Source organism: Streptomyces xanthii (assembly GCF_014621695.1).
Classification (GTDB): domain Bacteria; phylum Actinomycetota; class Actinomycetes; order Streptomycetales; family Streptomycetaceae; genus Streptomyces; species Streptomyces xanthii.
On the sequence record NZ_CP061283.1, the window covers coordinates 83,401 to 104,838 of the forward strand.

A 21,438-nucleotide genomic window follows, 5' to 3' on the forward strand; every position below is an offset into this window, starting at 1 on the left:
GTGGCCCAAACCGAACCCGCCCTGTACGGCGGATGGCAGTCGGAACGCTCGGGCTTCATGGGCAACCTGAGCGGCCTCGGCTTCGTCCTGGTCGCGGCCTCCGCGATCATCGCCCTCATCCCCATCTACACCCGCTCCTGGAGCTCGGCGTTCTTCGCCCTCCCCCTGGCCGCCCTGCTGCTCGTCCTCGCGTACGGGCGCGTGCTCGGCCTCTCGGCAGACGAATGGATCGTCCTCGCAGTAAGGCATCAGATCGCAGTGGCAACCAACCGCAATCTCTTCTTCTCCGGCGCCTTCGCGCCCCGGGCCAAGGACGGAAGCCAGCCGATGGACCTGCCCGGACGGCTGGCCCGGCTGCACCTGCTGGAGGCCCCCGACGGACTCGGCGGGCAGATCGGGGTGATGCACAACCCCGTCGAGAACACCTACACGGCCGTCTGCCAGGTCAAGTTCCCCGGCCTGGCGCTGATCGACACCGAGCGCCAGAACGTGCGGGTCAAGGGCTGGGCCGCCTTCCTGCGCAGCCACTGCAAGGAGGACGGGGCGATCACCCGGATCTCGGTCCACCAGCGCAGCCTGCCCGACGACGGGGCGGCTCTGCGCTCCTGGACCGAGCGCCACACCTCCCCCGACGCCCCCGCCGCAGCTGTTGAGGCCCTCGACGAGCTCATGCAGGGCGCGGGACCGGCCGCCACGATCCGTGAGACCTACCTGTCCGTCACCCTGTCCGCCGCGCGGGCCCGGCTCGCCGTCAAGGGCGCCGGCGGCGGGCAGATCGGCGCGGCCGCCGTCCTCGTCCGCGAGATCAACGCCATGGCGGGCTCCCTGTCGAGCGCCGGGCTCCAGGTCGTCGAGTGGCTCCCGCCCCGCGGGGTCGCGCAGGTGATCCGCACGGCCTTCGACCCGGAGGCCCAGCTCGCGCTGTCCGCACGCAACACCGCGGCGGACGACTCGAATTGGAAGGGCGCCCCGAAAGGGGTCGACCCCGAACTCGCGGGCCCGGCCGCGACGGAAACCGTCTGGGGCCTCTACAAGCACGACGGCGCATGGACCGTCAGCTACCAGGTCCGCGGCTTCCCCCAGTCGGAGGTGTACGCCACCTTCCTCCAGCCGCTGCTGCGTCCCCGCTCGAACGCGCGCCGCTCGCTGACCTTGGTGTATGAGCCGATCGGCCCGGCCAAGGCGCGGCAGGAACTGGCCCGCGAGAAGACGAAGCGGGACGCGGCACGCAAGCTGCGGGCGAAGACCGGCCGGGCGGAGAGCGAGGACGAGCGTCGTGAGGCGATGACCGCGCGGGCCCAGGACGTGGCGCGCGCGAGCGGCCACGGAGTCACCCGGCTCATGGCCCTGATCGCCGTCACGGTGACCGACCTGGAGCAGCTGGAAACGGCGTGCGCCGAACTTCAGGCGGACGCCAGCTCTGCGGGCTTGGAGATCAGGAGGGTCTGGGGCGCTCAGGACGACGCGTTCACCGTCGCGGCCCTGCCGCTGGGTCTGGGCCTGCCCGACCGGAGGGTGGGCCTCTGATGTCGTTCCCCTTCCGCCGCGGCGATGGCGGCGACACGAAGCTGAGGGCGTCCCGGCTGGGGGACTTCCTCGATGAAGCGGAGGGCCAGCCGATCCCCAAGCAGCTCTCCGCTGCGGAGCGGCGCCGCTCCCGGCTGCTGGAGGACCCCGAGGCGGCGATGCGGATCGCCCCGCGCAAGGGCTGGCCCCAGCCCTTCGCGGGCCGGGTCGCCTCGATCGCTAAGCCGGAAATCTTCAGGGCGGACACCGAGCGCGCATCGGGGATCTACCCCTTCCTGCACGCCGCGAGCCTGCCGCCGGTCGGCGTGTACATGGGGTGGAACACGCTGACGATGCAGGCGTTTTCCGCCCACCCTGCGGCGTGGGTCCGCGAGGGCCTGTGCACCAACCCGAACGTGATGGTGACCGGCATCCCGGGCTCCGGGAAGTCGGCGCACATCAAGGCGTTGTGCTTCCGGCTCATGGCCCTGGGGCACCGGACCTTGATCGCCGGTGACGTCAAGGGCGAGTACAAGGCGCTGTGCGAATACCTCGGGGTCGACCCGGTCCGCCTCGGCCCCGGCCTGTCCGGGCGCCTGAATCCCCTGGACGCGGGCCCGTTGGGCTACGACCTGGAGCTCATCAAGGACCGGGCCGTCCTCCAGGCCCGCCTCAAGGAGATCCACCGCCGCAGGCTCACCCTTCTCAAGGCGCTGCTCGAACTCCAGCTGAAGCGCAACCTTCGGCCGCAGGAGGAGGAGTGCCTCGACGTCGCGGTCCGCGAGGTCACCGGCGAGCTGCACGGGCAGAGCCGACTAGCCGTGCCCACCCTGCCCCTGGTCTACGCGAAGCTGAAGGACCCGACCGAGGCGATGGCGCGTGAGCTGCGCGTACGGGACGACGACATCCAGCTCGCCCGCGAGCACATGGCGTCCCTGCGCAGCGCGCTCGGCGGGATGATCACCGGGCATCTCGGCGGTCTCTTCGACGAGCAGACGTCGATCGGTCTCGACTGGGACGCCCCGATCCAGTCCGTCGACATCTCAGCCCTGGAGCAGTACGGGGACGAGACCGTGGCGATGGTGCTGACCTGTGTCTCCTCCTGGGCGCAGTCCGCGATCGACCGGCCGGGCGAGCGTCCGTGGATCGTCGTCCGTGACGAGCTGTGGCGGCAGATGCGATCCGGCGGCGCGGCCATGGTCCGCAAGATCGACGCCGATCTCCGGCTCAGCCGTGCGACGGGCACGATCCAGCTCCTGGCCACGCACCGCCTGTCGGACTTCGAGTCCGTGGGCGCGGCCGGCTCGGAGGCCGTGGCCATCGCCAAGGACCTGATCGCCTCGTGCGAGACCCGCATCCAGCTCGCCCAGGACACCAAGCCGCTCCAGATCACCCGCGAGGCGATCGGCCTGACCGACGCCGAGTGCGAGCTGATCGGGAGCTGGGGCGCCGGCCAACGCGGCCGCGCCTTGTGGAAGGTCGGCCGCGGCGGCGGCTCGCACGCCGTCCAGTTGATGCTCAGCCACATCGAGAAGTCCCTGTTCGAGACGGACGAGCGGATGGTGGTCTGATGGCCGGCGACAAGAGCGTGGACGACCAGACCCTCCTGGCCGCAATCGGTGCGGGGTTCGTCATCGGGGCGAGCGCCATCGTGCTCGCGGCCGCGCCGCTGGCCGGGCTGGTGACCGGCCACGGCTGGGCGAGCTCCACCAAGAGCCTGCCCGAGACGATCATCTTGACCGTCAGCCGCGGGCCCGGCGCCGTCTACGATCCGGCACCGCCAACCTGGGCGTTCTGGCTCGTGGTCGCGCTCCTCCTCGTCCTGCTGATCGTCGCGGTGGCCCTCCTGCTGCGGGCCTTCGGCGGCCGGAAGCCCCACCTGGGCGGCGCCCGGTGGGGCGGCAAGAAGACCGAGCTGGAGATGGCCGTACCGGAGAAGCCGGAGGAGCGGCCCGACCGCATCACGGCCGGACGGGGCCAGCACAGCAAGAAGATCGTCGCTGTGATCGAGCGGAGCGGGTCGGCCATCGCCTTCGGCCCGCCGGGCTCGGCGAAGACGACCGGTCTTCTGCTGGGCAACGCCGCCGAGTGGCAAGGACCGTGCGTCCTCACCACCACCAAGGCCGCCGACCTGGAGGCCATCTACAACAGCCGCCGGGCCCTCGGCCCGGTCTGGGTCATCGCGCCCGCGGGCCTGCCCGGCGGGCGGACGACCGCCCACTGGTCGCCGGTGGACTACGCGCGCGACGCCGATTCCGCCGAGCGCATGGCGGAGTGGATGGCGGACGCTGCCCAGAAGCACTACGACCCGCGCGCCGAACCGTGGATCGCGCAGGCCCGCGCCATCCTCGCGGGCCTGCTCCTCGCGGCGCACATCAGCAAGGGCGGTATCCGCGCCTTCCGGGAGTGGCTCGCGCTCGGCAAGGACGCCGTCGACCACGTCCGCGCGATCCTCGAACCGGACTACCCCGAAGTCGCCATGGACTACGCCCAGCCGTGGCTGAAGCTCCACGAGGACGGCGCCGGCAGTGTCCAGTTCACGCTGAACGTGGTCGCCGCCGTCTACCGCAACAAGGACGTCCGGGTCGTCGCGGAGCGCACGGACTTCAGCCCGGAGCAACTCCTGGACGAGAACGGCACGGTCTGCCTGGTCGCCTCGCCGTCGAACGCAGAGCGGTACGGGCCTCTGTTCACCTCGATCATCGCCTCGATCATCCACGCGGCCGAGGACCGGTTCGAGAAGACCGGCAAGCCGCTGGAGAAGGCCCTGGGCTGCTTCATCGACGAGGCCGGCAACGCCCTGCGGTACCCCAAGCTACCGACGACGCTCACCACCGGTCGCGGCATCGGCATCGCGATGCTCACCATCTGGCACGACCTGGCCCAACTGGCGTCCCGGGTTGGGCAGGACGGGGCCCGGACCGTGATCTCCGCGTCCACGCTGCGGATGCTGCTGCCGGGCCTGGCGGACGACAACACCCTGCGGTACTTCAACTACATCTTCTCCAAGGAGCAGACCGAGCGGCCGACCCACTCCACCGGCCCCTCGGGCAGCTCGACGTCGACCGGCATCGTGGAGACCGATCTGCTGCCGGTGGACAAGCTCCGCGAGATCCCCACGTTCACCGCGATCGTCCAATACTTCAACCTGCCGCCGATCCGGGCCAACATGCGCTTGACCTGGCGGGACGAGGACCTGCGGGCGTGGCTGGCCCGTCCGCTGCCGCCGGTCTCCCTGGACAAGGCGGCCGCTCCCGCGCTGGAGGCGCACCATGGCTGAGACCACCACCGAGCCCCAGGCCCCCGACGCCCAGGAGGAGAAGCCGGAACCTCCCCAGCGGTGGGTGTGGGCCGACATGGACCCCGACGACCGGGAGAAGCGGCTGGGCGAGCTCACCCTCTGGGTGGACTGGCTGATCAAGACGTACGACGTCCGCAACCAGATCGCCCGGTGCTGGTACCGGCACCCCCGGATCATCGAGCACCTGACGGCCCTGTACATCGGGTGGGTTCGCACGTACGCGGGCGACCCCACCAAGCTGGGCCTGCGCGCGGAAGCCGAGTGGATCAAGGACTTGTACGCGTTCCTGCCGCGCCTGAACAGCGCCAGCTGCCAGACCTCCCACATGGAGTCACCGGCGCCGCAGCTGACCGACGGCGACGACGCGTTCGGCCAGTGGCTCGACGAGCCGCCGGAGTTCCTGACCGCTCCCCGCGCCCATCCGGCGAAGGCTCAGGTGGCGCGGCTGGCCAAGGAGGCCGAAGCCGCAGCGAAGGCGCGAGCCGCCCGCCGGGAGAGCGGAGAGAAGAAGGAGAGCTAACAGCTCACCAACATGGCGGAGGCCCCGGGGAAGTTCCCCGGGGCCTCCGCCATGTGTGGCTCGGTCACCGCTTGGTCCCGCCCCGGCTCTGCTGCTCGTCAGGGCCAGGGTGCTGCGCGGACTGCTGCTGAGACTGCTGCCGGGCAGCCTCCTGCTGGGCCTGGATACGCCGGGCCTCCTCGGCGACGCGCTGCTCGTACGGCTGCGCGTCGCGGAGGTTCATCTCCTGCCGGACGGTCGCGGCGGCTGCGTCGAGCTTCTCGACCTCGCTCCGCGCGGTCACCGCCTCCTTGCCCGCGGCCTCGGCACGCCGCCGGCGAGCGGCCAGGGTGCGCTCCAGCACCGCCTCCTGCGACCCGCCACTGCGTTCCCACGAAGCCAGCACCTCATCGTGCTGAGCCTCCGGGCCGGCCCTCCGTTCGGCCTCGGCCTGCCGCTGCCGCAGAGCGGTGATCTGCTCGGCCGCCCGCTCCTGCTCCGCCCGAAGGTCGGCCAGACGGCTCTCCAACTGGGCCCGGTCGTCGCCCCGCACAGCGGACCGCCCGAAGCGCGTGGTCTCGGCCAGGCGTCCCTCGATCCCCAGAGCTTCCTCACGCCTCCGGATGTTGGCGGCCTCCATGGCGGGCAGCTCCACGGCCGCCGCCCGCAGTTCCCGGATGGCCTCGACCCGGGCCGCCCGCTCGGCCACGCTCCGCTCGACCGCACCGCCCGGCTCCAGAGCGGCCCGCAGTTCCTCCGCCTTCGCCTCCTGGGCGGCAGCGTGCTCCTGAGCGGCGTCGGCCGCTTCGACGTAGTAGGCGAGCGTCGAGGAGAGCTCGGCATCGGGCACGTCTGCGTACGGGCGCCGGTCCGGCTCGTTGCGGTGCCGGCGCTCCTCCTGGTCGGCCTCCTGCTCCTGTCCGTCCGCAGCGTCCACCGCCGCCTCGACCACGACCTCCTCGGTCTCCTCGACGGCCAGGTCCTCGTCGCGCTCCCGCTCGTCGTCACGGACCAGCTCGGGCTCCGGCTCCTCCACCACGACCTCGGCGACGTCGTCGTCCGCAGCGTCCACCGCCGCCTCGACCACGTCCACCGCGGTCTCCTCGACGGCCAGGTCCTCGTCGCGCTCCCGCTCGTCGTCACGGACCAGCTCGGGCTCCGGCTCCTCCACCACGACCTCGGCGACGTCGTCGACCGCAGCGTCCACCGCCGCCTCGACCACGTCCACCGCGGTCTCCTCGACGGCCAGGTCCTCGTCGCGCTCCCGCTCGTCGTCACGGACCAGCTCGGGCTCCGGCTCCTCCACCACGACCTCGATGTCCTCCTCCACGGACGGCTCATCCACAAGGACATCGGTGACGGTCTCACCTGACGGGGCGAACTCGCGTTCAGCATCGGTCGGGTACGTCTCTTCCCGGGCCGCCGCAGCGAGGGCCTCGCCACGGCGGGCGGCTGCCTCGGTGGCTCGTGCCCGACGCCCGACCTCGGCAACCTGCTCGTGCAGCGCCTGCCAGGCCGCCGCGTCCCGCTCCCCCACCGGCTGGTTGCCGAGACCGGGTTCATCCGCCCGGACCTGGCGCCGGGCCCGCCATGCGTCGGCGAGCGCGGCCGTGCGCTCCCAGGTGTCGCGCAGCTCGGTTCCCTCGGGCGGAACCGGCCCGAGGCTGCGAGCCCACTCCGGCGGGTTGGCCGCCAGAGCGGCCCCGGTCTGGGCAAGGCGGTCGTCGATGATCTGACGGCGCGCGTCCAGGTGCTCGACCCACGGGGTGGGGGTGTACTGGTCACGCTCCGCCTCGCGCGGCAGCAGCCACTCGGGGAGCGGCCCGGTGTGAACCGGGACGACCTCGGCCGCGTCGGGCAGGAGCCTGCGAAGCCGCTGCTCGGCCCGCACCCGCTGGTCGACCAACTCGGCGCGAGCCAGCCGCACCCGGGCCTCGTCCTGCGCATGGAGGTTGGTGCGCATCTCCGCGGCGACCGTCTCGCCGTCCATGCCCGCGGTGTGGGCACGGCCGGGCCCCGGCTCGCGCTGCCACTCCTCGCGGGCGCGGTCGACCCAGTCCATGGCCTTGCGGGTGGCCTGCTCAGTCTTCAGGCCGTGCAGACGAGCGGCCGCCGCGCGGGCCTCCTCACGGTGTGCTTCGGCGTCCTCGCTCCGGCCGTCGCGCCGGGCCTGGACGACGGAGAGGCTGGCGAGGCGGGCGTCGCGACGGGCCTCCGCAATGGCCTGTGAGAGCTGGAGCCGGGTGAGGTCTCCGTACTCCCGCCCCGGCCAGGCCGGCACGGGAAGACCGTCCACGACCACCGGCCGGGGCTGGCTGGCCACGCGGGCATCGGCCCGGTGCAGCGCGTCGAGTGCCTGCTTGCGCCGCTCCTCGGCTCGCTCGGACAGACGGCCAAGCTGGTCGTCCGTCAGGTCGATCAGGGGCCGGGTCGTGCCCTGTTCCTCCAGGCGCTGGAGAACGCTGCGGGCGTCGTCCACGTGGTTGTCGATCCGCCAGCTCAACACCGCGGCGTTGTCCTCGGCGTCGGTGAAGTCCCGTTCGTGGAACGCGTTGAAGAGGATGCGCTCGGGAGCGAAACCGGCGCGCTCGGCGTCACGCAGGGCACGCTCGACCGCAGGCCATGCCTCTTCGGCGATGACGGCCTCGGCACTCGCCCCCAGGACGGAACGGGCCATGTTCTGGTAGCGCAGCGACAGCGCACGGGCGTGCACGTCGTTGTACTCGGAAGCCAGCTGGGGAATGCCGTACACCCGGTCTTGCTCGGCCCGGATGGCCTCGGTCGCGGAGACCGATGCCCTCTGGGTGGAGGCGATCGTGTCGAGCACGTCCCGCATCGTCTGGCCTTCGTCCAGGACGACGTAGACACGGTTCTTCAGGCGGCCTCGGGTCACCTGCACGTAGGCGGACTCGCGGCTGGTGCGGCGGGTGACGAGGCCGCTTCCGGTGTCCACGGTGGCGCCCTGGCCCCGGTGGCCGGTGGCTGCGTAGCCGAGTTCGACGAAGGTCCCGACGTACTCGGCCTTCAGCACGGTCCGGCCGCCGTGGTCGGTGTGCCGTACGACCAGGTCGCCGTTGTCCCGGACGGCCTCGATGGCCCACTGGTCGCCGTTCTTGACGAAGTCTCGGCCGCCCATGACCGCGTTCCTGCGGTCGTTCTTGCGGGTGACGATGAGGTCGCCGCGGTGGGCCTGGAGGCCCTCGCCGAGGTCGACGCTCTGGCTGGCGTCGAGCTGCCCCCGGCCCATCCGGTATGCCTGCGCGAGGGTGTTGAGCTCGGTGACGCTGGCGTTGTCGTCCGCCATCATCAGCGCCGTGTGGCCCTGCTCGATGTCGGCCTGCCAGTCGGTGAAGATGGCGTGCAGCATCTGCTCGCGCGTACCAGCGACGACGCGGCTGTTGTTCAGGTACCAGGTCCACGCATCCTCGGGTTCGCCGCTGCGCAGGGCGAGGGTGGCGGCCGCTTCTCCGGGTGCACGGAACCGGTGCAGGTTCTCCAGCTCGACGACGTCGACGGTGTTGGCGAGCAGTCGCAGAGCACCGCCGGATTCCACGGCGGCGAGCTGGAAGGGGTCACCGATCAGACGGACCAGCGCACCGGCCTCCTGGGCCTCCGCAATGACGGCGGCGATGCGCTTGCTGCCCGCCATGCCTGCCTCGTCGATCACGATGACGTCGCCGGCAGACAGCTGGTACTCGGGGGCCACGCGCTTGCCCTGGTGAAGCCGCTCGCGGGCTCCGAGCCAGTCATGCAGCGAGAAGGCCGGGGCCTCCAGACCGGCGGAAAGCTCAGTGGCAGCGCGGGCAGAGGGACCCAGACCGATGACGCGGCCGCCGCTCGCGCGGACTGCATCGGCGGCTACCTGCATGGCGGTCGTCTTGCCCGCACCGGCCGGGCCGATGCCCGCCGCTACGAGCATCTCGCTGCACGCGAAGGTGCGGGCGAGCTCGCGCTGGCCCGCGTCCAGGCGGCGGTTCGGGTTGGCCTGCTGGTAGGCGTCTTCGACGGCCTGGTAGACCTCCGCGGACACCGCTGGAATCACCTGTGTACGGGCGGCGGAGACGATCCGGTCCTCGGCCGCGAGGACGCTGACGGAGGTGTAGAGCTCGGTTTCCCGGCGGCGGTAGATGCTCGTTCCGTCCGCTCGGGCCACCCCCGGGAAGCTGGGGTTGAGGTCCGGCGGAGTGATGCCGATGACCTCGGCCGCGAGCGCGCGATCGGTGATCTGCTCGGCCAGGTCACCGCTCGGTGCGGCACCGAGTGTGGCCGCCATGACCCACCGCTGGGCCTCGGCGAAGACCTGCCGCCGGCCCCACACACTGCGGTGCTCCGAGACCGTCTCGATGATCTCTCGGGCGGCCTTGTGCACGTCCAGATGCGGCACGGCAGCAGCGCCCGGACGAGTGTTCTGCGCCGCCACCCGGGCAGCACGGAGGAGGTTGTCCACGCGGTCGGAACCGAACGCTTCGACGGCCGACTCCCGCCATGCCTGGCGCAGTTCCGCGAGCGGCCGGGCCTCCTTCTTGTCCGGTCGTGTCTCCAGCGTGGCCTGCTGCATCAGGGCTGTGAGGGTCTTGCTCGACGGGTCGTAACCGTGCCGCTCCCGGTACTCCGCCACCAGCTCGGCGGTGCGCTCCTTGATGCTCTGCGAACGGGTTGAGTTGGCCTCGATGAGGTCCGTGCCGACCCCGGCGATCTCCATAACCGGGCGCTTGCCAGGGGTGACCTCCCGGGCCTCTGCCCGCAGCCCGAGGTCTTCACAGACGATCTCCATGACGCGCAGGTTGTAGTGCTCGCTGGCGGGCACGTTCTGCGCGAACAGCAGCCCGCCGTCGAGCGTGCGCCACTTGCCGTCAGCCCCCATGACCTTGTTGGCGACCACCACGTGGTCATGCAGGAGAGGGTCGCCGGTGCGGCTGTCGTAGTGCCGGAAGCGGGTGGCGATCAGGCCGCCGGCAACGTCCTCCTGGGCGATGCCGTTGACCCCGGTGCGGGTCATCGTGGCCTTCTGCTCCAGCCACTGCACGGTCTCTTCGATCGCCTGCACGTGGGCCTGCTCGACGGCCCGGCGCACGCTCTCATCCCCCAGCGCCCACAGCACGGATACCGACTTCGGCGCGCGGAACACCAGGTCGAATCCGGCGACTGCATTGCGCTGCTTGCCGCCCTCCTGCTCCTTGATGAAGCGGCCCAGCTCCTCCTTGGACTCGGGGCTGCGGCCGTGATCGGTGCGGAACTGCACCGCGCCGACGCGGCCCCGGATCTCGGCCCGCTCCGTCGCGTTCGGCTCGCGCTTCTCCATCCGCACGAAGCGCTCGATCTCCTCATGCAGCATCCGCCCGAACGGCGTGTCCTTCTGCTTGAACTGCATGAACTTGCGGCCCAGCCGGGCGGCCCGCATCGCCTGCTTCGTGCTGTCTCCGGCGGCGATGCGCTCGGCGATGATGCGCTCGGCATCCGGGTGCAGACCCTCGCCGTAGAGCGCCTTCATCTGCGCCTCGGTGACCGTCCCGGAGACGCCGAGGGCGTCGATACCGGCGCCCATCCAGACGCCCGGTGGATTGCCGCTGGCGGTGTAGTAATCGCCCAGCTCCTGGCCGCGTTCGCGGGCCTGATCCGCGCTGGCAGTCTCGCGGATGTAGTACGTATACCCGTCCCCAGCGCTCAGCTTGTGGACGGTCATCATGGGCGCGATCTTACCTGGGTCATTCGTAATGCATGAGCTGTGACCGTAATGATCTTGAAGCGCGTTGCGCGTACAACCGAATCGTGGAGAAGCTTGCGACGATCACGATGATGGTTGGACGGCGACGGGCTGAAAGAGCAGGACGGTCACAGACATAGTCTGGCGGCTTTCCATAGTCAGGTCCTCCGGACATGGCTGTGGAAAGGCGCACCTGCGACGTCACCTGTGGACGCGTCACATGGTGAGCCGGGATGACGTGGCGTCACGGTCCGCAGCGCGTTGCCGGTGCTGCGGATCGCGGCGGTGCGTCGCACGTGCACTGCTGCCGGGCGGTCACGTGCAGTCGACCGGTGCACCGCACGGCCACGGCACCGGCCGTGGCCGTGCGGTGGCCGTGCACCTGCGGTGCACCCTTCCGCCAGGACTTCACGTGCGGTGCCGATGCGGCCGGCGGTGCACCCCGCCCGCGCGCCCCGCACCGGCGGCACATGCCGTGACGGTGCGGCCGCCCCCGCGCCGGGGGAGCGCGAGGGGGCGGCGCGAGAGCGCCCCTCGCGCTCCCGGCCCCTCGGGCCGGGTGCCGCACCCCGGCGCCCGCATGTCACATGCGATGCCGCGGCGCGGCTGACGTGCACCACGCCGCACGGCCCGGCGCTGCCACACCGATCGTGCCGATGCGGTTTGCAGTGCACCGCCTGGAGACGGCCAGCCGTGCCGTCATGTGCAGTGTCGCCGCGTGGGCGGCGTCCGTCCGCGATCTGCTGGGCGGCAGAATGTGGCCCGGCAGTCCCAAGACACGGAGGTGCAGCAGCGCATGACGCAGAAGCAGCGGCGGGGCTCCCGGGCGGTGCAGGCCCGGGAGGCGGCGCGGGAGAAGGCGGCTCGGTTCGTCAAGCAGGAGGAGGAGCGTCTCCGCATCGCGGGAGAGGCGATCTTGCTGCAAGAGGAGATCGACGACTTCGACGAGGAGACCGAGCGGCGCGTGGCCAAGCTCCGCGAGGAGCGCAACGGGCAGCTGGTGGAGAAGCGCGAGAGGTTCGACGCGCTCGTGGTCGAGATGCTGGACACGGAGATTCCCGCTCAGCAGGTGGCGGAGCGTCTCGGCATCTCGGTGGGTCAGGTCCGTACGGCGAAGCGCAACTTCGACCAGGCGGTGGCTGCTGTCGCCGAGCAGGGTGCCGATGAGTCCGCCGGTGCGGAGCAAGCGGAAGCACCTGCGGAGTCGGACCGGGCGGCGGCGTCGACGCCGGACGCTGCGGCTGCTTCGCAGTCGGCGGCCGCCGCGTACAACTTCCCTCCGCCCGGTGGGCCGGTGACGCTCCCGGCTCAGGACGGGTCGCCGGAGAACGTAGAGGGGGCGACCCTTCCGCCAGGAGCGGCTGGCTGAGGTCCTCGTTCAATGCCGAAGGCCCCGCCCGGGGATGGTTACCCATCCGCCAGGGCGGGGCCTTCGGTGTTGGCGCCCTCAGAACAACGACATCTGTCCGTCCTCCGGTGCGCCGGGGGCCTCCTCGGCCGCCTCCGCCGGAAAGAGCGGTACGAGCGCGGAGCTCGGATCGGAGGCACGCACGGCGGCGAGGTACGCCTCCGCGTCGTACCCGTTCGCCAGGGCCTGGCGGACGAGCGGGCGTGCCTCGCCCGCGAGCATCGCGGCGGCGAGCGCGTCCAGGTCCAGCCCGTCGCGGAGTGCGGCCTGGATGGCCTGCGCACGGCCCAGGGAGCCGCGGGTGTCGGCGTAGCCGAGGTGTGCCCGGCCGGCCGCGCGTCCCTGGTCTGCCATCTGCCGCATGTTCGTGCGCTGGGTGGCGTTCGACAGGTGGTCGAGCGCGACGCACAGTGACTCGTTGCAGCTGTGCGCGGTGATCGTGCGCGGTGGGGGCGGGCCGTGCAGCAGTTCCATCAGCCACCGGTGCACCCGCACCGTGCGTTCGCGTCCGGCCTCGGTCACGACGGCCTTCGCGTAGCCGTCCGTCGTCAGGCTCCTGACCCAGTATCGGCATCCGTGTGGCACCAGCACGCTGCGCTCGGCGACGTACTCCAGTGCTCGCTCGATGCCGCCCCTGGCCACCTTCGTGCTCCCCCACTCGTCCGGTTCTGGCGAAGGTCATCCTGCCAGGGCCCGACGGGCGGGGGTTCACTGCGCGGTGGTGGTCGTGCGGGCCTCGTCGAGCAGCTTGCGGGCGTGCGCTACGACGGTCAGGCCGGTCTCGTGCTGGACGTCTTCGACGGTCAGGTCCTCTCGTTCCTCCAGGAGGTCGCGGACCTTCTCCAGCCGGGCGGCGCGAAGCAGGCGCTCGGCGTGCACCGGGTGGACCCCGAGGCTCTCGGCGAGCACCTTGGCCGTGACGGTGGCCGGCTGCTCGTCGAGAAGGAGCCGGGCGTGCCGCCTGCGTTCCTCGGCCTGGGGCGTGGGCTGCCGCGGGGCCTTGTTCTTGCTGCCCACCTTCCGGCCGCGGCCGGGCTGGCTTCCTCGGCCGGGACGGTTGGCGTCCCAGTCGAGGATGGTCTGCCGGCGCCAGAAGTCCTCACCGCCGACGATCTCGCCGTCCACCTCCTGGCCGCCGAGGTTGAAGTCCGGGTCCGGCAGGCGGGTCTTGGTGCCGTACTTGTACGTCTTCCAGGTGCTCAGCGTGACGCGCCGCTCCTCCGGCAGGGCGTAGAGCGCCTCCTCCAGGTCGAGCAGGTCGTCGGGGTGCTCGTCGGCCGGCACCGGGGGGAGGTCGTACCTCGGCTGTTCGTTGACGGCCTTGGCGCGCTCCTCCTCCGTGTGCGCGGCGAGCAGCTGCTCCTTGGAGTAGAGCCGCCGGCGGCTGCCCTCGCGGTTGAGGAGCTTCAGGCCGCGGATCTTCTGCCAGTGCTTGGTGTCCTGCCAGTAGCCGACGCTCACGCCGAAGATGTCGGCGGCGATCTGGTCGTCGGCAGGGGTGACGCCATTGGGGATCATGGGGGTGGTGCTCCTTGGTAGGGGTTTCGAGTGATGCAGCAGGTGGTGCCGGCCAGGTGCCACCCTAGCCAACATTGAAAAAAATACCGCACTTGGGCCGGGCGTGGGAAGTGCGGGGCCTGGATCGGTGCCGGCGCGGCCGCCGCCGAGGTGCTGACGGCGGCCGCGCGGGTGGTCAGAACAGTGCCCCCTGCTCCTTGGCGGGCTCGCCGCGGCGGAAGCGGGCGAAGGCGAGAGCGTCCTCCTCGTCCTCGAAGCCGTGCTTCATGAGGACCTTCTCCAGGGCGTCGTACAGGCCGGCGCGGCGGGTGGAGGAGTTGTAGATCCGCTCGACCTCCAGCAGGGCCCGGACGCGGAGGAACTCCTCCTCGTCGTCGCCGCAGACCTCGCGCAAGGTGTCGATCATCGACTGGGCCGCGTTGAAGGCGATCGTCTCGTCCAGGGGGCGGCCGGGGAACGGCTCGCCCGTGGCCTCCTCGTAGATGGTGGGGAGGTTGTCCTCGACCTCGTGCTTCTTGAACACCCAGATCCGGCGGATCAGGTGCAGCTCGTCGAGCGTGATCAGGGTGATGTCGCGGACGTACTCCGGGCCGCGGGCGCGGATCTTCGTCTGTGCCTCCAGCAGGCGGCGCAGCCAGTCCTCGCGGGCGCTCTGGGTGTAGGGGCCGTGGACCAGACGGTCCCGGTGGATCATGAGGGTGCCGTTCATGCGGCGGAAGTCCCGCAGGTGGCGGTCGTCCTCGATGTCGAGGGCGTCGCGCAGGGCCAGCAGGGGCCGCATCCAGTCGAGTTCCTCGTCGTTGGTGACCATCGCCTTCAGGCTCTTGTCCTGCTCGACCATCGTGCAGGTCCAGCAGCCCATGCGGCTGTCGCCGCAGCTGGGGGTGGAGGTGTCGACGACCAGGGGGCACTCGCTGTCCTCGGAGGCGCCGCGGTACATCGCCAGCAGGTCCTTGTTGGAGTGGCCCCAGGGGTTGGGGTACTGCATCAGGGCCATCCATACCTCGTCGGTGGTCCACGCCTCGACCGGCGAGTAGACGAGTGATCCGGGCAGGCTGCCGTGCGGGCTGAGCCGGTCTCGGACGCGGCCCTTCTCGTGCCGTTCCATCGTCCGGCGCCGGGTGGTGGACTCCGCCTTGCGGATGCCGAGGACGAGGATCACCTGTCCGTACTTGTTGGCCACGTCAATGATGAATTTGTTCGAGGGCCGGATTTTTAGCCGCTCGGTGCACCACCTGAACTTGGGCCGAGGTGCGGCGTAGCCGCGCCCGATGAGGTTGACCCAGAAGGTGTCTTCGAGTTCCGGGGTGAGGCGGTGGGCCTCGATGGGCAGCTGCTGGGCGGCGGCCGCGGTGCGCATGGCCTCCAGGGACCGGTTCGCCCACGCGGCGACCACGGGGTTCTCGACCAGGGTGTCCGTGGAGATGACGTGCACCGGCTTGGTGCGCTGCTCGACGGGCAGGCCGGCCAGGGCCATCCACACCAGCTGAGCCGTGATGGTGCTGTCCTTGCCGCCGGAATAGCCGACGACCCAGGGAGTGCCGTCGGCCAGGTAGAGCTCGCGGATCTCGGCGAGCAGCTCCTGAATGGCCTCGTCCATGGCGCGGCCGCCGAACGGCTGCGGCTTGACGACTTCGAGCGGCAGGAACACGGGGGTGGACAGGGCAGGTCTCCTTTCGGTGGGCGGCGCGGGGGCCGCGGGTGAGTGATGCGTGCGCGCCGGGCGGTGCGGGGACGGGACGGCCGTCGCCCGGCGGCGTGGCGGGCGACGGCGGGCGCGCCTGGCGGTCCGACCGCTGCCGGTCGGCGCGGCCGCCGTGTCAGCGGGCGGCCGCCGCGGTGGCGTAGGCCAGGGCGGCGGCCCGGGGGTCGGCGGCTTCGGCGATGCGGGTCAGCCGCTGGAGCTGGACGCCGATGCCGGCGCCCGCGAGGGGCCGCACCGCGTGCGGCCAGACGGCGGCGACCGCGGCGGCGTAGTCCTTGCCGGCGAGCGCGATCACCTCGGGCGCGTGGCGTACGGCCTGCCCCATGGCGTCGGCCTGGGCGCGGTGCTTGGCGTGGTCGACGTCGCGGGGGTTCAGCCGCTGCTCGTACGTGGTGATGCGGGTGCGCGGGGCGATCAGCCCGAACCGGCCGCTGAGGATCAGGACCCTTCCGCCAGGGATGGCGCGGGCGGCCGTGAGGCACTTGGTGAAGTACAGGCCCTGATACAGCTCCTCGGCGGGGATCTTCTGGCCATCAGGGACCGGCCTCTTGGTGGCGCTGCACGGGATCACCACGACGGGGCCGGCTGCTGCGGGCGGCGGGGCGGAAGGGGCCTCGGCAGTGGTGCCGGTCCTCTCCTCGTCGGGGGGCGGGGTGCTGGTGTGCACGGGTCTCTTCCTGGTCGGTCGGGTTTCGAGCGGGGCCAGGGGCGGCGGTGCCATCCGCCGCCCCTGGGGGTTCGGAGCTTCGGGCGGTTGCGCCCGGAGCTCGGGAGGTCAGAACAGCCGGTCGGCGGCCTCGGCGGTCTCGGCGGCCGCGCGGAGGGCTGCGGCCGCCTGCTGGGCGGTGCGGCCGGGCGCGAGGGTCCACAGGTGGACGACCGTCTTGTGGTGCGCCGTCGGATCGCAGCCGGGCGGGATGGGAACGGGGCCGCCTTCGAGGTGTTCGGCGAGGATGCGGTACGCGTCGTCGAGGGTGGCGCCGATCGCCTCCAGGTCGTACGGGCGGTCGGGGGCCATGCGGTCGCGGCCGGCGGCGACGTCGAGTGCGCCGCCGACGGAGCATCGGCGGTGGGCGAGGCGGCCGGGGCCGCTGAAGAGGCTGTGTCGGCTCTGGTAGATGCCGACGTGGGTGATGTGGGTCGCGGCCCACTCCAGCAGGGCGCCGGGGGTGGTCGGGACCAGGACGCTGTCGGGCGAGTAGCGGATGCCGGTCACGGCGGTCCTCCTGGTGGTCGGGGTTTCGAGGGGCCGGGGCGGCGGTGCCATCCGCCGCCCCGGGGCTGGTCAGGTGCGCAGGACGTGCTGAATCGCGAGAGTGCGGCCGGTGGGGAGTCGGCTGTTCTTGCACTGGGTGGAGCCGTCGAGGGCGGTCGGTGTCTCGACCGCGGTGGAGGTGTAGAGCGCGGTCCCGCAGTGTCCGCAGTAGCCGCGCAGGTGGAGCTCCTCGGCGTCCGCAACACCGGCGAGGTGGTCGAGGTAGGCCAGGAGGTAGAGCAGGTCCTCCGGCGCCCAGGTGATGAGCTCGGCGTTGGCGCGGGTTTCGGCGATGTCCTCGGCGGGCGTGTCGGTGTCCTCGGGGCCGTCGTAGCTCACCGAGACCTCGGCGACCTTGGCCCCGGAGGAGTCGCTGACCACGAAGTCGGTGTGCACGGCGTCCGGGGCGTCCTTGTCGACGGTGGCGCCGTTGCGGTTCCAGGTGAATTCTTCGACGCTCCACGGTCGGTAGGTCGCGGCGGCCAGGCGGTCGCGGATCTCGCGCACCCGGGCGGAGGTGTGGACCTCGTCGGGGAGCTGCGCGGCCTGGGCCAGGTCGAGCCGGTAACCGACCGGTGCCCCGATGGCGCCAACGGCGGTGCCCTCGGTCTCGCACAGGGACCGCCAGATGTGGCGGTTGCCGTAGTTGAGCTGGTTGACCCACCCGAGCAGACCGTCGAACAGTTCGCCGGCGGGGATGCGCCGTTCCTCGCCGGTGGCGGTCCAGTACGTGCCGTCGGTGCTCAGCACGTCGGTGCCGAGACGCCCGGTCAGGCGGAGGTGCGTGGCGTCGAACGGCGCGGTCGGCTCGTGGTCGGTGAGGACGTCGCGGACGGCGGCGGCGACGTGTGCGCACGCGACGCGGGCCAGCCGGTCCTCGGCGCGCTGGATGCGCTCGTGGGCGTCGTCGAGCGCGTCGTTCAGCTTGGCGTCGTTGACGGTGTACGGGGTGGTCATGGGGTCCTTCCGTCTGGTGCGGGGCTTCGAGGGGGAGGGCCGGGCGGCGGTGCCATCCGCCGCCCGGCCGGGGTGCTGGGTCAGATGAGGAACAGGGCGTCCGCGACGGCGTTGCCGCGCTTCGGGTCCGTCGACAGGGCCAGGTCGTGCACGCGCTGGCCGGTCTTGTAGCTGGTGACGATCAGTCGTCCGGCCGGGGCGGCGCGATGCAGGTCGGGCGGGGTGACCTCGAACTGGAAGGTGTCCGATCCGATGTGGCGAATCCACGTGTGGGGCTCGCGGCCGGAGGTGCGGGTGCCGATGACGAACAGGCCGTAGTCGTACGCGGTCATGACCAGTGCGGTGCGGGCCAGGTCGCGGGCGTGGTAGGCGATGGCGCGGCGGGTGGCGGCGGAGAACTCTTCCGCCCGCTGCGTCACCTTCTGCGGGGTGAACTCGGGCTCCGAGTACAGGAAGCCGGACACGGCGCGGACCATGTAGGTCCCGGCGTGCATGGCGCGGTCCCACGCCCGGTAGTACGCGCTGTCGGTGTCCCAGTCCCCGCCGCCGGCGTAGCACAGGCCGAGCGTCTGGACGACGGCCCGCATGGCGGGGTGGTTGTGCACGGGGGTGCGGGGCCCCTCGGTGAGCATGGCGGTGACCTGCTCCTGCATCTCCTGCACGGCGCGGAACAGCTCGTGGTCGCGGGCGTGGCCGATCATCTCCAGGGCGAGGCGGACGGACTGCTCTGCGCCGTCGGTGACCTCGGTCAGCGGGAGGTCCGCCAGGGCCTTGTCGAGCTGGTCGAGCGTGGCGGGGGTGGTGTCGGCCGTGACGGCGCGCAGGGCGGCGTGCACGGCGGAGATCAGCGGGAAGTGGGACACGGGGTTCTCCTCGGATGGGTCGGGTTTCGAGCGGGCCCGGGGGCGGCGGTGCCATCCGCCGCCCCCGGGGTGGTCGGGTCAGCCCCGGCGGGCCTGGCGGGCGGGCGCGGGACGGACGATGGCGGCCGGGTCGGGGCCGAGGAAGCGCACCAGGTTGATCACGACATCGGCGATGTACTGGGCGATGCCGGGACGGGGCTGCGAGGGGTTCACGCGGGATTCCTCCGTGGGTGCGGTGCGGGTTTCGAGTGGTGGTGTCGGTCGGGGTGCCACCCCCTCCCAACAGAGACAACAATACCAGATTAGAGCCTGATTCCCAAGGGGTTGGGGGCCCGGCCCTGCGCGGGGGTGCCGGGGTCCGGCCGCCGGGTCGGCGGCCGGACCCCGGCTGACCGCTAGTGCGCGACGGCGGCCGCGGTCTTCGGGGCGGTGGTCCACTCGCGGCGCGGGGTGATGCCCAGGTCCTCAAGGACCTGGTCGAGACTCCCGTTGTCCGGGACCCATTCCCAGTCGGCGCCTTCGGTGCCGGGCCGCTCGGTCCAGGTGAGCATGTACGAGCGGCCGGAGGTGCGGGGGTCTCCGCACACGGCCTGCGCCTCGCGGCGGGTCATCGCCCACAGGGCGCGCTTGCGGGTGCGGCGGGTGTTCTTCGAGACGATGAACACCAGGGCCATTCCCTCCTGCCAGTCCTCCCCGGCGGCGGGGGCCGGCGCCGGGGTCGGCTCCCCGGGGGCGTGGTTGCAGTTGGCGCAGCGGCGCGCTACCGGGTGCCACCGGGGGGAGTGGCACATGGGGCACGTCTCGGCCGCCGGTGCCGGCTCCTCGACCGGCGGCGCCTGCTCGGCCTGCTCCTGGTGGCCGTCGGCCTCCGGGGCGGGCGCGGGCCCGGCCTTGAAGTTCTGCGGCTTGGCGTAGCCGCACACGGTGCACATGCCGCGCGCTTCACTGAAACGCTTCTGCCCGTTTGCGACCCTCACGCAGTGGGGGCATACGGTGCGCTCGGCCTCGGGCTCCGGCTCGGCGGCCTCAAGCCGGGCGATGTCCTCGGCGGAGGCCCATCCCTTCACGCTGTCGTAGGGGATGGTGTAGCCGCGGCGGGTCTTGTCCGCGGGGTCCTTCCGTACGACGGCGACGCGCACGCCGCCGTGGAGGTGCGGGATCGTGAGCGTCTTCTTGTTCACCCGCTGCACCTGGTACCAGGTGCCGCCGCAGTTGACGAAGTCGCCCTTCTGGAAGTCGTCGGGGCCCCACACCTTGAACCCGCGGCGCTCGGCGTCGGCGATGACCTCGCGCCAGTGGGCGAGTTCCTCCGCGATCTCGGCCTTCCTGCGGTGGAGTTCGTCGGTGTCGGAGCGGCGGTAGCCTCCGGCGGACTGTCCGGCCAGCCACTTCTCGACGCGGCGGGCGTCGGCCTCCAGCTTCTCGATGCGGCGCAGGGTGCGGCCCGGGTTGGTGCGGAACTCCTTGTACGCGGCGGCGGCCTTCTCGCGGGCCGCCCAGTACCCGGCGCGCTTGCCCTCCTCGACGTACGTGCGCAGGGCGCTGTCGATGCGCTCCTGGTCTCGGCGGGCGCGGGCCTCGCTGCTGTGCCCGACGAGGATGGGCTGGCCGAAGGGGATGCCCTCGGCGATCTGGCGGCCGCGCTCGCGTGCGGCCTCGGACCGGCCCGCCGCGTTGTCGGCGTACGTGCCGAACCGCTCGGTGCGGCTCTCGGCCCGCGCGTAGCGCTCCTCTTCGGCTTCGGCGAAGGTGCGGCGGGTGTCCTCGTCGATCTCGATCTCGACGGTCCATCCGGCCTGGCGCAGGGCCTCGGCGGCGGCGTTGATCTTCCAGCGCTTGGCGGCCTTGTCCCGGGACTGCTGGATGCCCAGCATCCCCAGGGAGCGGAAGTAGCGGAAGCCCAAGGGGCGGATCAGTTCGTACACGCCGTCGCCCTTGCTGCTGCCCTCCACGAGGGTGCCGTCGGCGCGGGTGTGGGTGATGGTGATCGTGCCCTTGGCGGGTGTTGCGGTCATTGAGACGTGGTCCTCCACGGTCGGGGTTTCGAGGTGTGTCGGTCGGGGTGCCACCCCCTCCCAACAAGGACAACATTACCAGCTTTACCCCTGATCTTCAAGCGTGAGGGCGCCTTGAACAGGGGTTTTCGGGGTGGTTCCCGGGGCGGCGGCTTCGTCCGCCGCCCCGGGAAGGGGAGGCCGGCGGGCCCTGCGGGCGCCGGTCGGCACGGTCAGAACAGTGCGGACTGCCCGGCGTCCTCGGCGGCCCGCTCGGCCTCCTGGTGGCGGAGCAGGGCGACGACCGGCGCCTGGCGGGCCGCGGCGGCCTGTCGGCGGGCGCGGAGTTCCTCGCCGGTGGCCCAGCGGACCAACAGTTCATGGTCGCGGAGCTCGGGGGCGTCGTCGGTGACGGCGTACCGGATGTACGGCTGTTCCAGCCGGTGGCGGATCTGGGCGAGGGTCATGAACCAGTCCGGGCCGTAGGCGCCGGCCACGGTGAGCAGGGTGCCGTCCGGTGCGTGGTAGCTGCGGACGGAGAACCCGTCTTCGCGGTAGAGGCCAGGGCGGTCCTTCATCTGGGCGGCTTCGCTGAGTTTCAGGTCGGTCAGGCCGCCTTGGACCAGGTGGTGGGCGACGGTGTGCGCCCGGGTGACGCGCGGCATCGCGCTCCTTCCTCGGGGACTGGAGGGGGCGGCGGCGTTCGCCGCCGCCCCGGGGATGGTCGG

16 protein-coding genes are annotated in these 21,438 nt (G+C 71.7%); 5 read left to right on the top strand and 11 right to left on the bottom strand.

The window, feature by feature from the left end; translation table 11 throughout:
* Genes IAG42_RS37685 through IAG42_RS37700 form a run of 4 tightly spaced genes read left to right on the top strand, consistent with a single transcriptional unit; the run spans position 1 to position 5,327 of the window.
* Positions 1 to 1,527 (top strand): SCO6880 family protein, encoded by a 1,527-nt coding sequence (locus IAG42_RS37685; RefSeq protein ID WP_188342143.1) that lies wholly within the window; start codon positions 1 to 3, stop codon positions 1,525 to 1,527.
* Complete coding sequence (locus tag IAG42_RS37690; protein ID WP_188342144.1) at positions 1,527 to 3,077, top strand: type VI secretion protein; 1,551 nt, start codon at positions 1,527 to 1,529, stop codon at positions 3,075 to 3,077. Before IAG42_RS37685 ends, IAG42_RS37690 begins: the two co-directional genes overlap by 1 nt.
* Positions 3,077 to 4,786 (top strand): type IV secretory system conjugative DNA transfer family protein, encoded by a 1,710-nt coding sequence (locus IAG42_RS37695; RefSeq protein ID WP_223206523.1) that lies wholly within the window; start codon positions 3,077 to 3,079, stop codon positions 4,784 to 4,786. Before IAG42_RS37690 ends, IAG42_RS37695 begins: the two co-directional genes overlap by 1 nt.
* The gene (locus IAG42_RS37700; RefSeq protein WP_188342145.1) at positions 4,779 to 5,327 is read left to right on the top strand and encodes a hypothetical protein; all 549 of its coding nucleotides are present in this window, start codon (positions 4,779 to 4,781) and stop codon (positions 5,325 to 5,327) included. Before IAG42_RS37695 ends, IAG42_RS37700 begins: the two co-directional genes overlap by 8 nt.
* Before the next feature lie 64 nt (positions 5,328 to 5,391).
* On the opposite strand, the gene mobF is transcribed toward IAG42_RS37700, so the two are convergent.
* Positions 5,392 to 10,992 carry a MobF family relaxase gene (mobF, locus tag IAG42_RS37705; protein WP_188342146.1) on the bottom strand — a complete coding sequence of 1,867 codons (5,601 nt, stop codon included), beginning with the start codon at positions 10,990 to 10,992 and terminating at the stop codon, positions 5,392 to 5,394.
* Between the two features lie 814 nt (positions 10,993 to 11,806).
* Between mobF and IAG42_RS37710 the strand changes: the two genes are divergently transcribed.
* Positions 11,807 to 12,379: a hypothetical protein gene (locus tag IAG42_RS37710; RefSeq protein WP_223206524.1), complete on the top strand. Its 573-nt coding sequence runs from the start codon at positions 11,807 to 11,809 to the stop codon at positions 12,377 to 12,379.
* 78 nt (positions 12,380 to 12,457) lie between these two features.
* Here the strand turns inward: IAG42_RS37710 and IAG42_RS37715 are convergent, their stop codons facing one another.
* The 10 genes from IAG42_RS37715 to IAG42_RS37755 form a co-directional block, all read right to left on the bottom strand.
* The gene (locus IAG42_RS37715; protein WP_223206525.1) at positions 12,458 to 13,060 is read right to left on the bottom strand and encodes an HNH endonuclease; all 603 of its coding nucleotides are present in this window, start codon (positions 13,058 to 13,060) and stop codon (positions 12,458 to 12,460) included.
* 66 nt (positions 13,061 to 13,126) lie between these two features.
* Entirely contained in the window at positions 13,127 to 13,936 is an 810-nt protein-coding gene (locus tag IAG42_RS37720) for a hypothetical protein (protein ID WP_188342148.1), read from the bottom strand.
* Positions 13,937 to 14,111: 175 nt separating this feature from the next.
* Complete coding sequence (gene dndC, locus IAG42_RS37725) at positions 14,112 to 15,536, bottom strand: DNA phosphorothioation system sulfurtransferase DndC (protein WP_188342195.1); 1,425 nt, start codon at positions 15,534 to 15,536, stop codon at positions 14,112 to 14,114.
* A 220-nt stretch (positions 15,537 to 15,756) separates the two neighbouring features.
* Entirely contained in the window at positions 15,757 to 16,308 is a 552-nt protein-coding gene (locus tag IAG42_RS37730; RefSeq protein WP_223206526.1) for a DUF6884 domain-containing protein, read from the bottom strand.
* 108 nt (positions 16,309 to 16,416) lie between these two features.
* Positions 16,417 to 16,857 (bottom strand): DUF6197 family protein, encoded by a 441-nt coding sequence (locus tag IAG42_RS37735; protein ID WP_188342149.1) that lies wholly within the window; start codon positions 16,855 to 16,857, stop codon positions 16,417 to 16,419.
* 69 nt (positions 16,858 to 16,926) lie between these two features.
* The gene (locus IAG42_RS37740) at positions 16,927 to 17,853 is read right to left on the bottom strand and encodes a hypothetical protein (RefSeq protein WP_188342150.1); all 927 of its coding nucleotides are present in this window, start codon (positions 17,851 to 17,853) and stop codon (positions 16,927 to 16,929) included.
* A gap of 80 nt (positions 17,854 to 17,933) precedes the next feature.
* Positions 17,934 to 18,716, bottom strand: coding sequence for a hypothetical protein (locus IAG42_RS37745; RefSeq protein ID WP_188342151.1), 783 nt, complete (start codon positions 18,714 to 18,716; stop codon positions 17,934 to 17,936).
* A gap of 78 nt (positions 18,717 to 18,794) precedes the next feature.
* Complete coding sequence (locus IAG42_RS38425; protein WP_262928339.1) at positions 18,795 to 18,929, bottom strand: hypothetical protein; 135 nt, start codon at positions 18,927 to 18,929, stop codon at positions 18,795 to 18,797.
* A gap of 182 nt (positions 18,930 to 19,111) precedes the next feature.
* On the bottom strand, positions 19,112 to 20,731 hold the full coding sequence (locus IAG42_RS37750; protein WP_188342152.1) for a DUF3560 domain-containing protein: 1,620 nt from the start codon (positions 20,729 to 20,731) through the stop codon (positions 19,112 to 19,114).
* A gap of 212 nt (positions 20,732 to 20,943) precedes the next feature.
* A complete protein-coding gene (locus IAG42_RS37755; RefSeq protein WP_188342153.1) occupies positions 20,944 to 21,375 on the bottom strand; it encodes a hypothetical protein in 432 nt (143 codons plus the stop codon).
* Positions 21,376 to 21,438: the final 63 nt, after the last annotated feature.

Bases quoted from the DNA above. Each gene is read 5' to 3' on its own strand.
- IAG42_RS37690 (WP_188342144.1), top strand. From the start codon at position 1,527: ATGTCGTTCCCCTTCCGCCGCGGCGATGGCGGCGACACGAAGCTGAGG.
- IAG42_RS37695 (WP_223206523.1), top strand. From the start codon at position 3,077: ATGGCCGGCGACAAGAGCGTGGACGACCAGACCCTCCTGGCCGCAATC.
- IAG42_RS37700 (WP_188342145.1), top strand. From the start codon at position 4,779: ATGGCTGAGACCACCACCGAGCCCCAGGCCCCCGACGCCCAGGAGGAG.
- mobF (WP_188342146.1), bottom strand. From the start codon at position 10,992: ATGATGACCGTCCACAAGCTGAGCGCTGGGGACGGGTATACGTACTAC.
- IAG42_RS37710 (WP_223206524.1), top strand. From the start codon at position 11,807: ATGACGCAGAAGCAGCGGCGGGGCTCCCGGGCGGTGCAGGCCCGGGAG.
- IAG42_RS37720 (WP_188342148.1), bottom strand. From the start codon at position 13,936: ATGATCCCCAATGGCGTCACCCCTGCCGACGACCAGATCGCCGCCGAC.
- dndC (WP_188342195.1), bottom strand. From the start codon at position 15,536: ATGGACGAGGCCATTCAGGAGCTGCTCGCCGAGATCCGCGAGCTCTAC.
- IAG42_RS37740 (WP_188342150.1), bottom strand. From the start codon at position 17,853: ATGACCACCCCGTACACCGTCAACGACGCCAAGCTGAACGACGCGCTC.
- IAG42_RS37750 (WP_188342152.1), bottom strand. From the start codon at position 20,731: ATGACCGCAACACCCGCCAAGGGCACGATCACCATCACCCACACCCGC.
- IAG42_RS37755 (WP_188342153.1), bottom strand. From the start codon at position 21,375: ATGCCGCGCGTCACCCGGGCGCACACCGTCGCCCACCACCTGGTCCAA.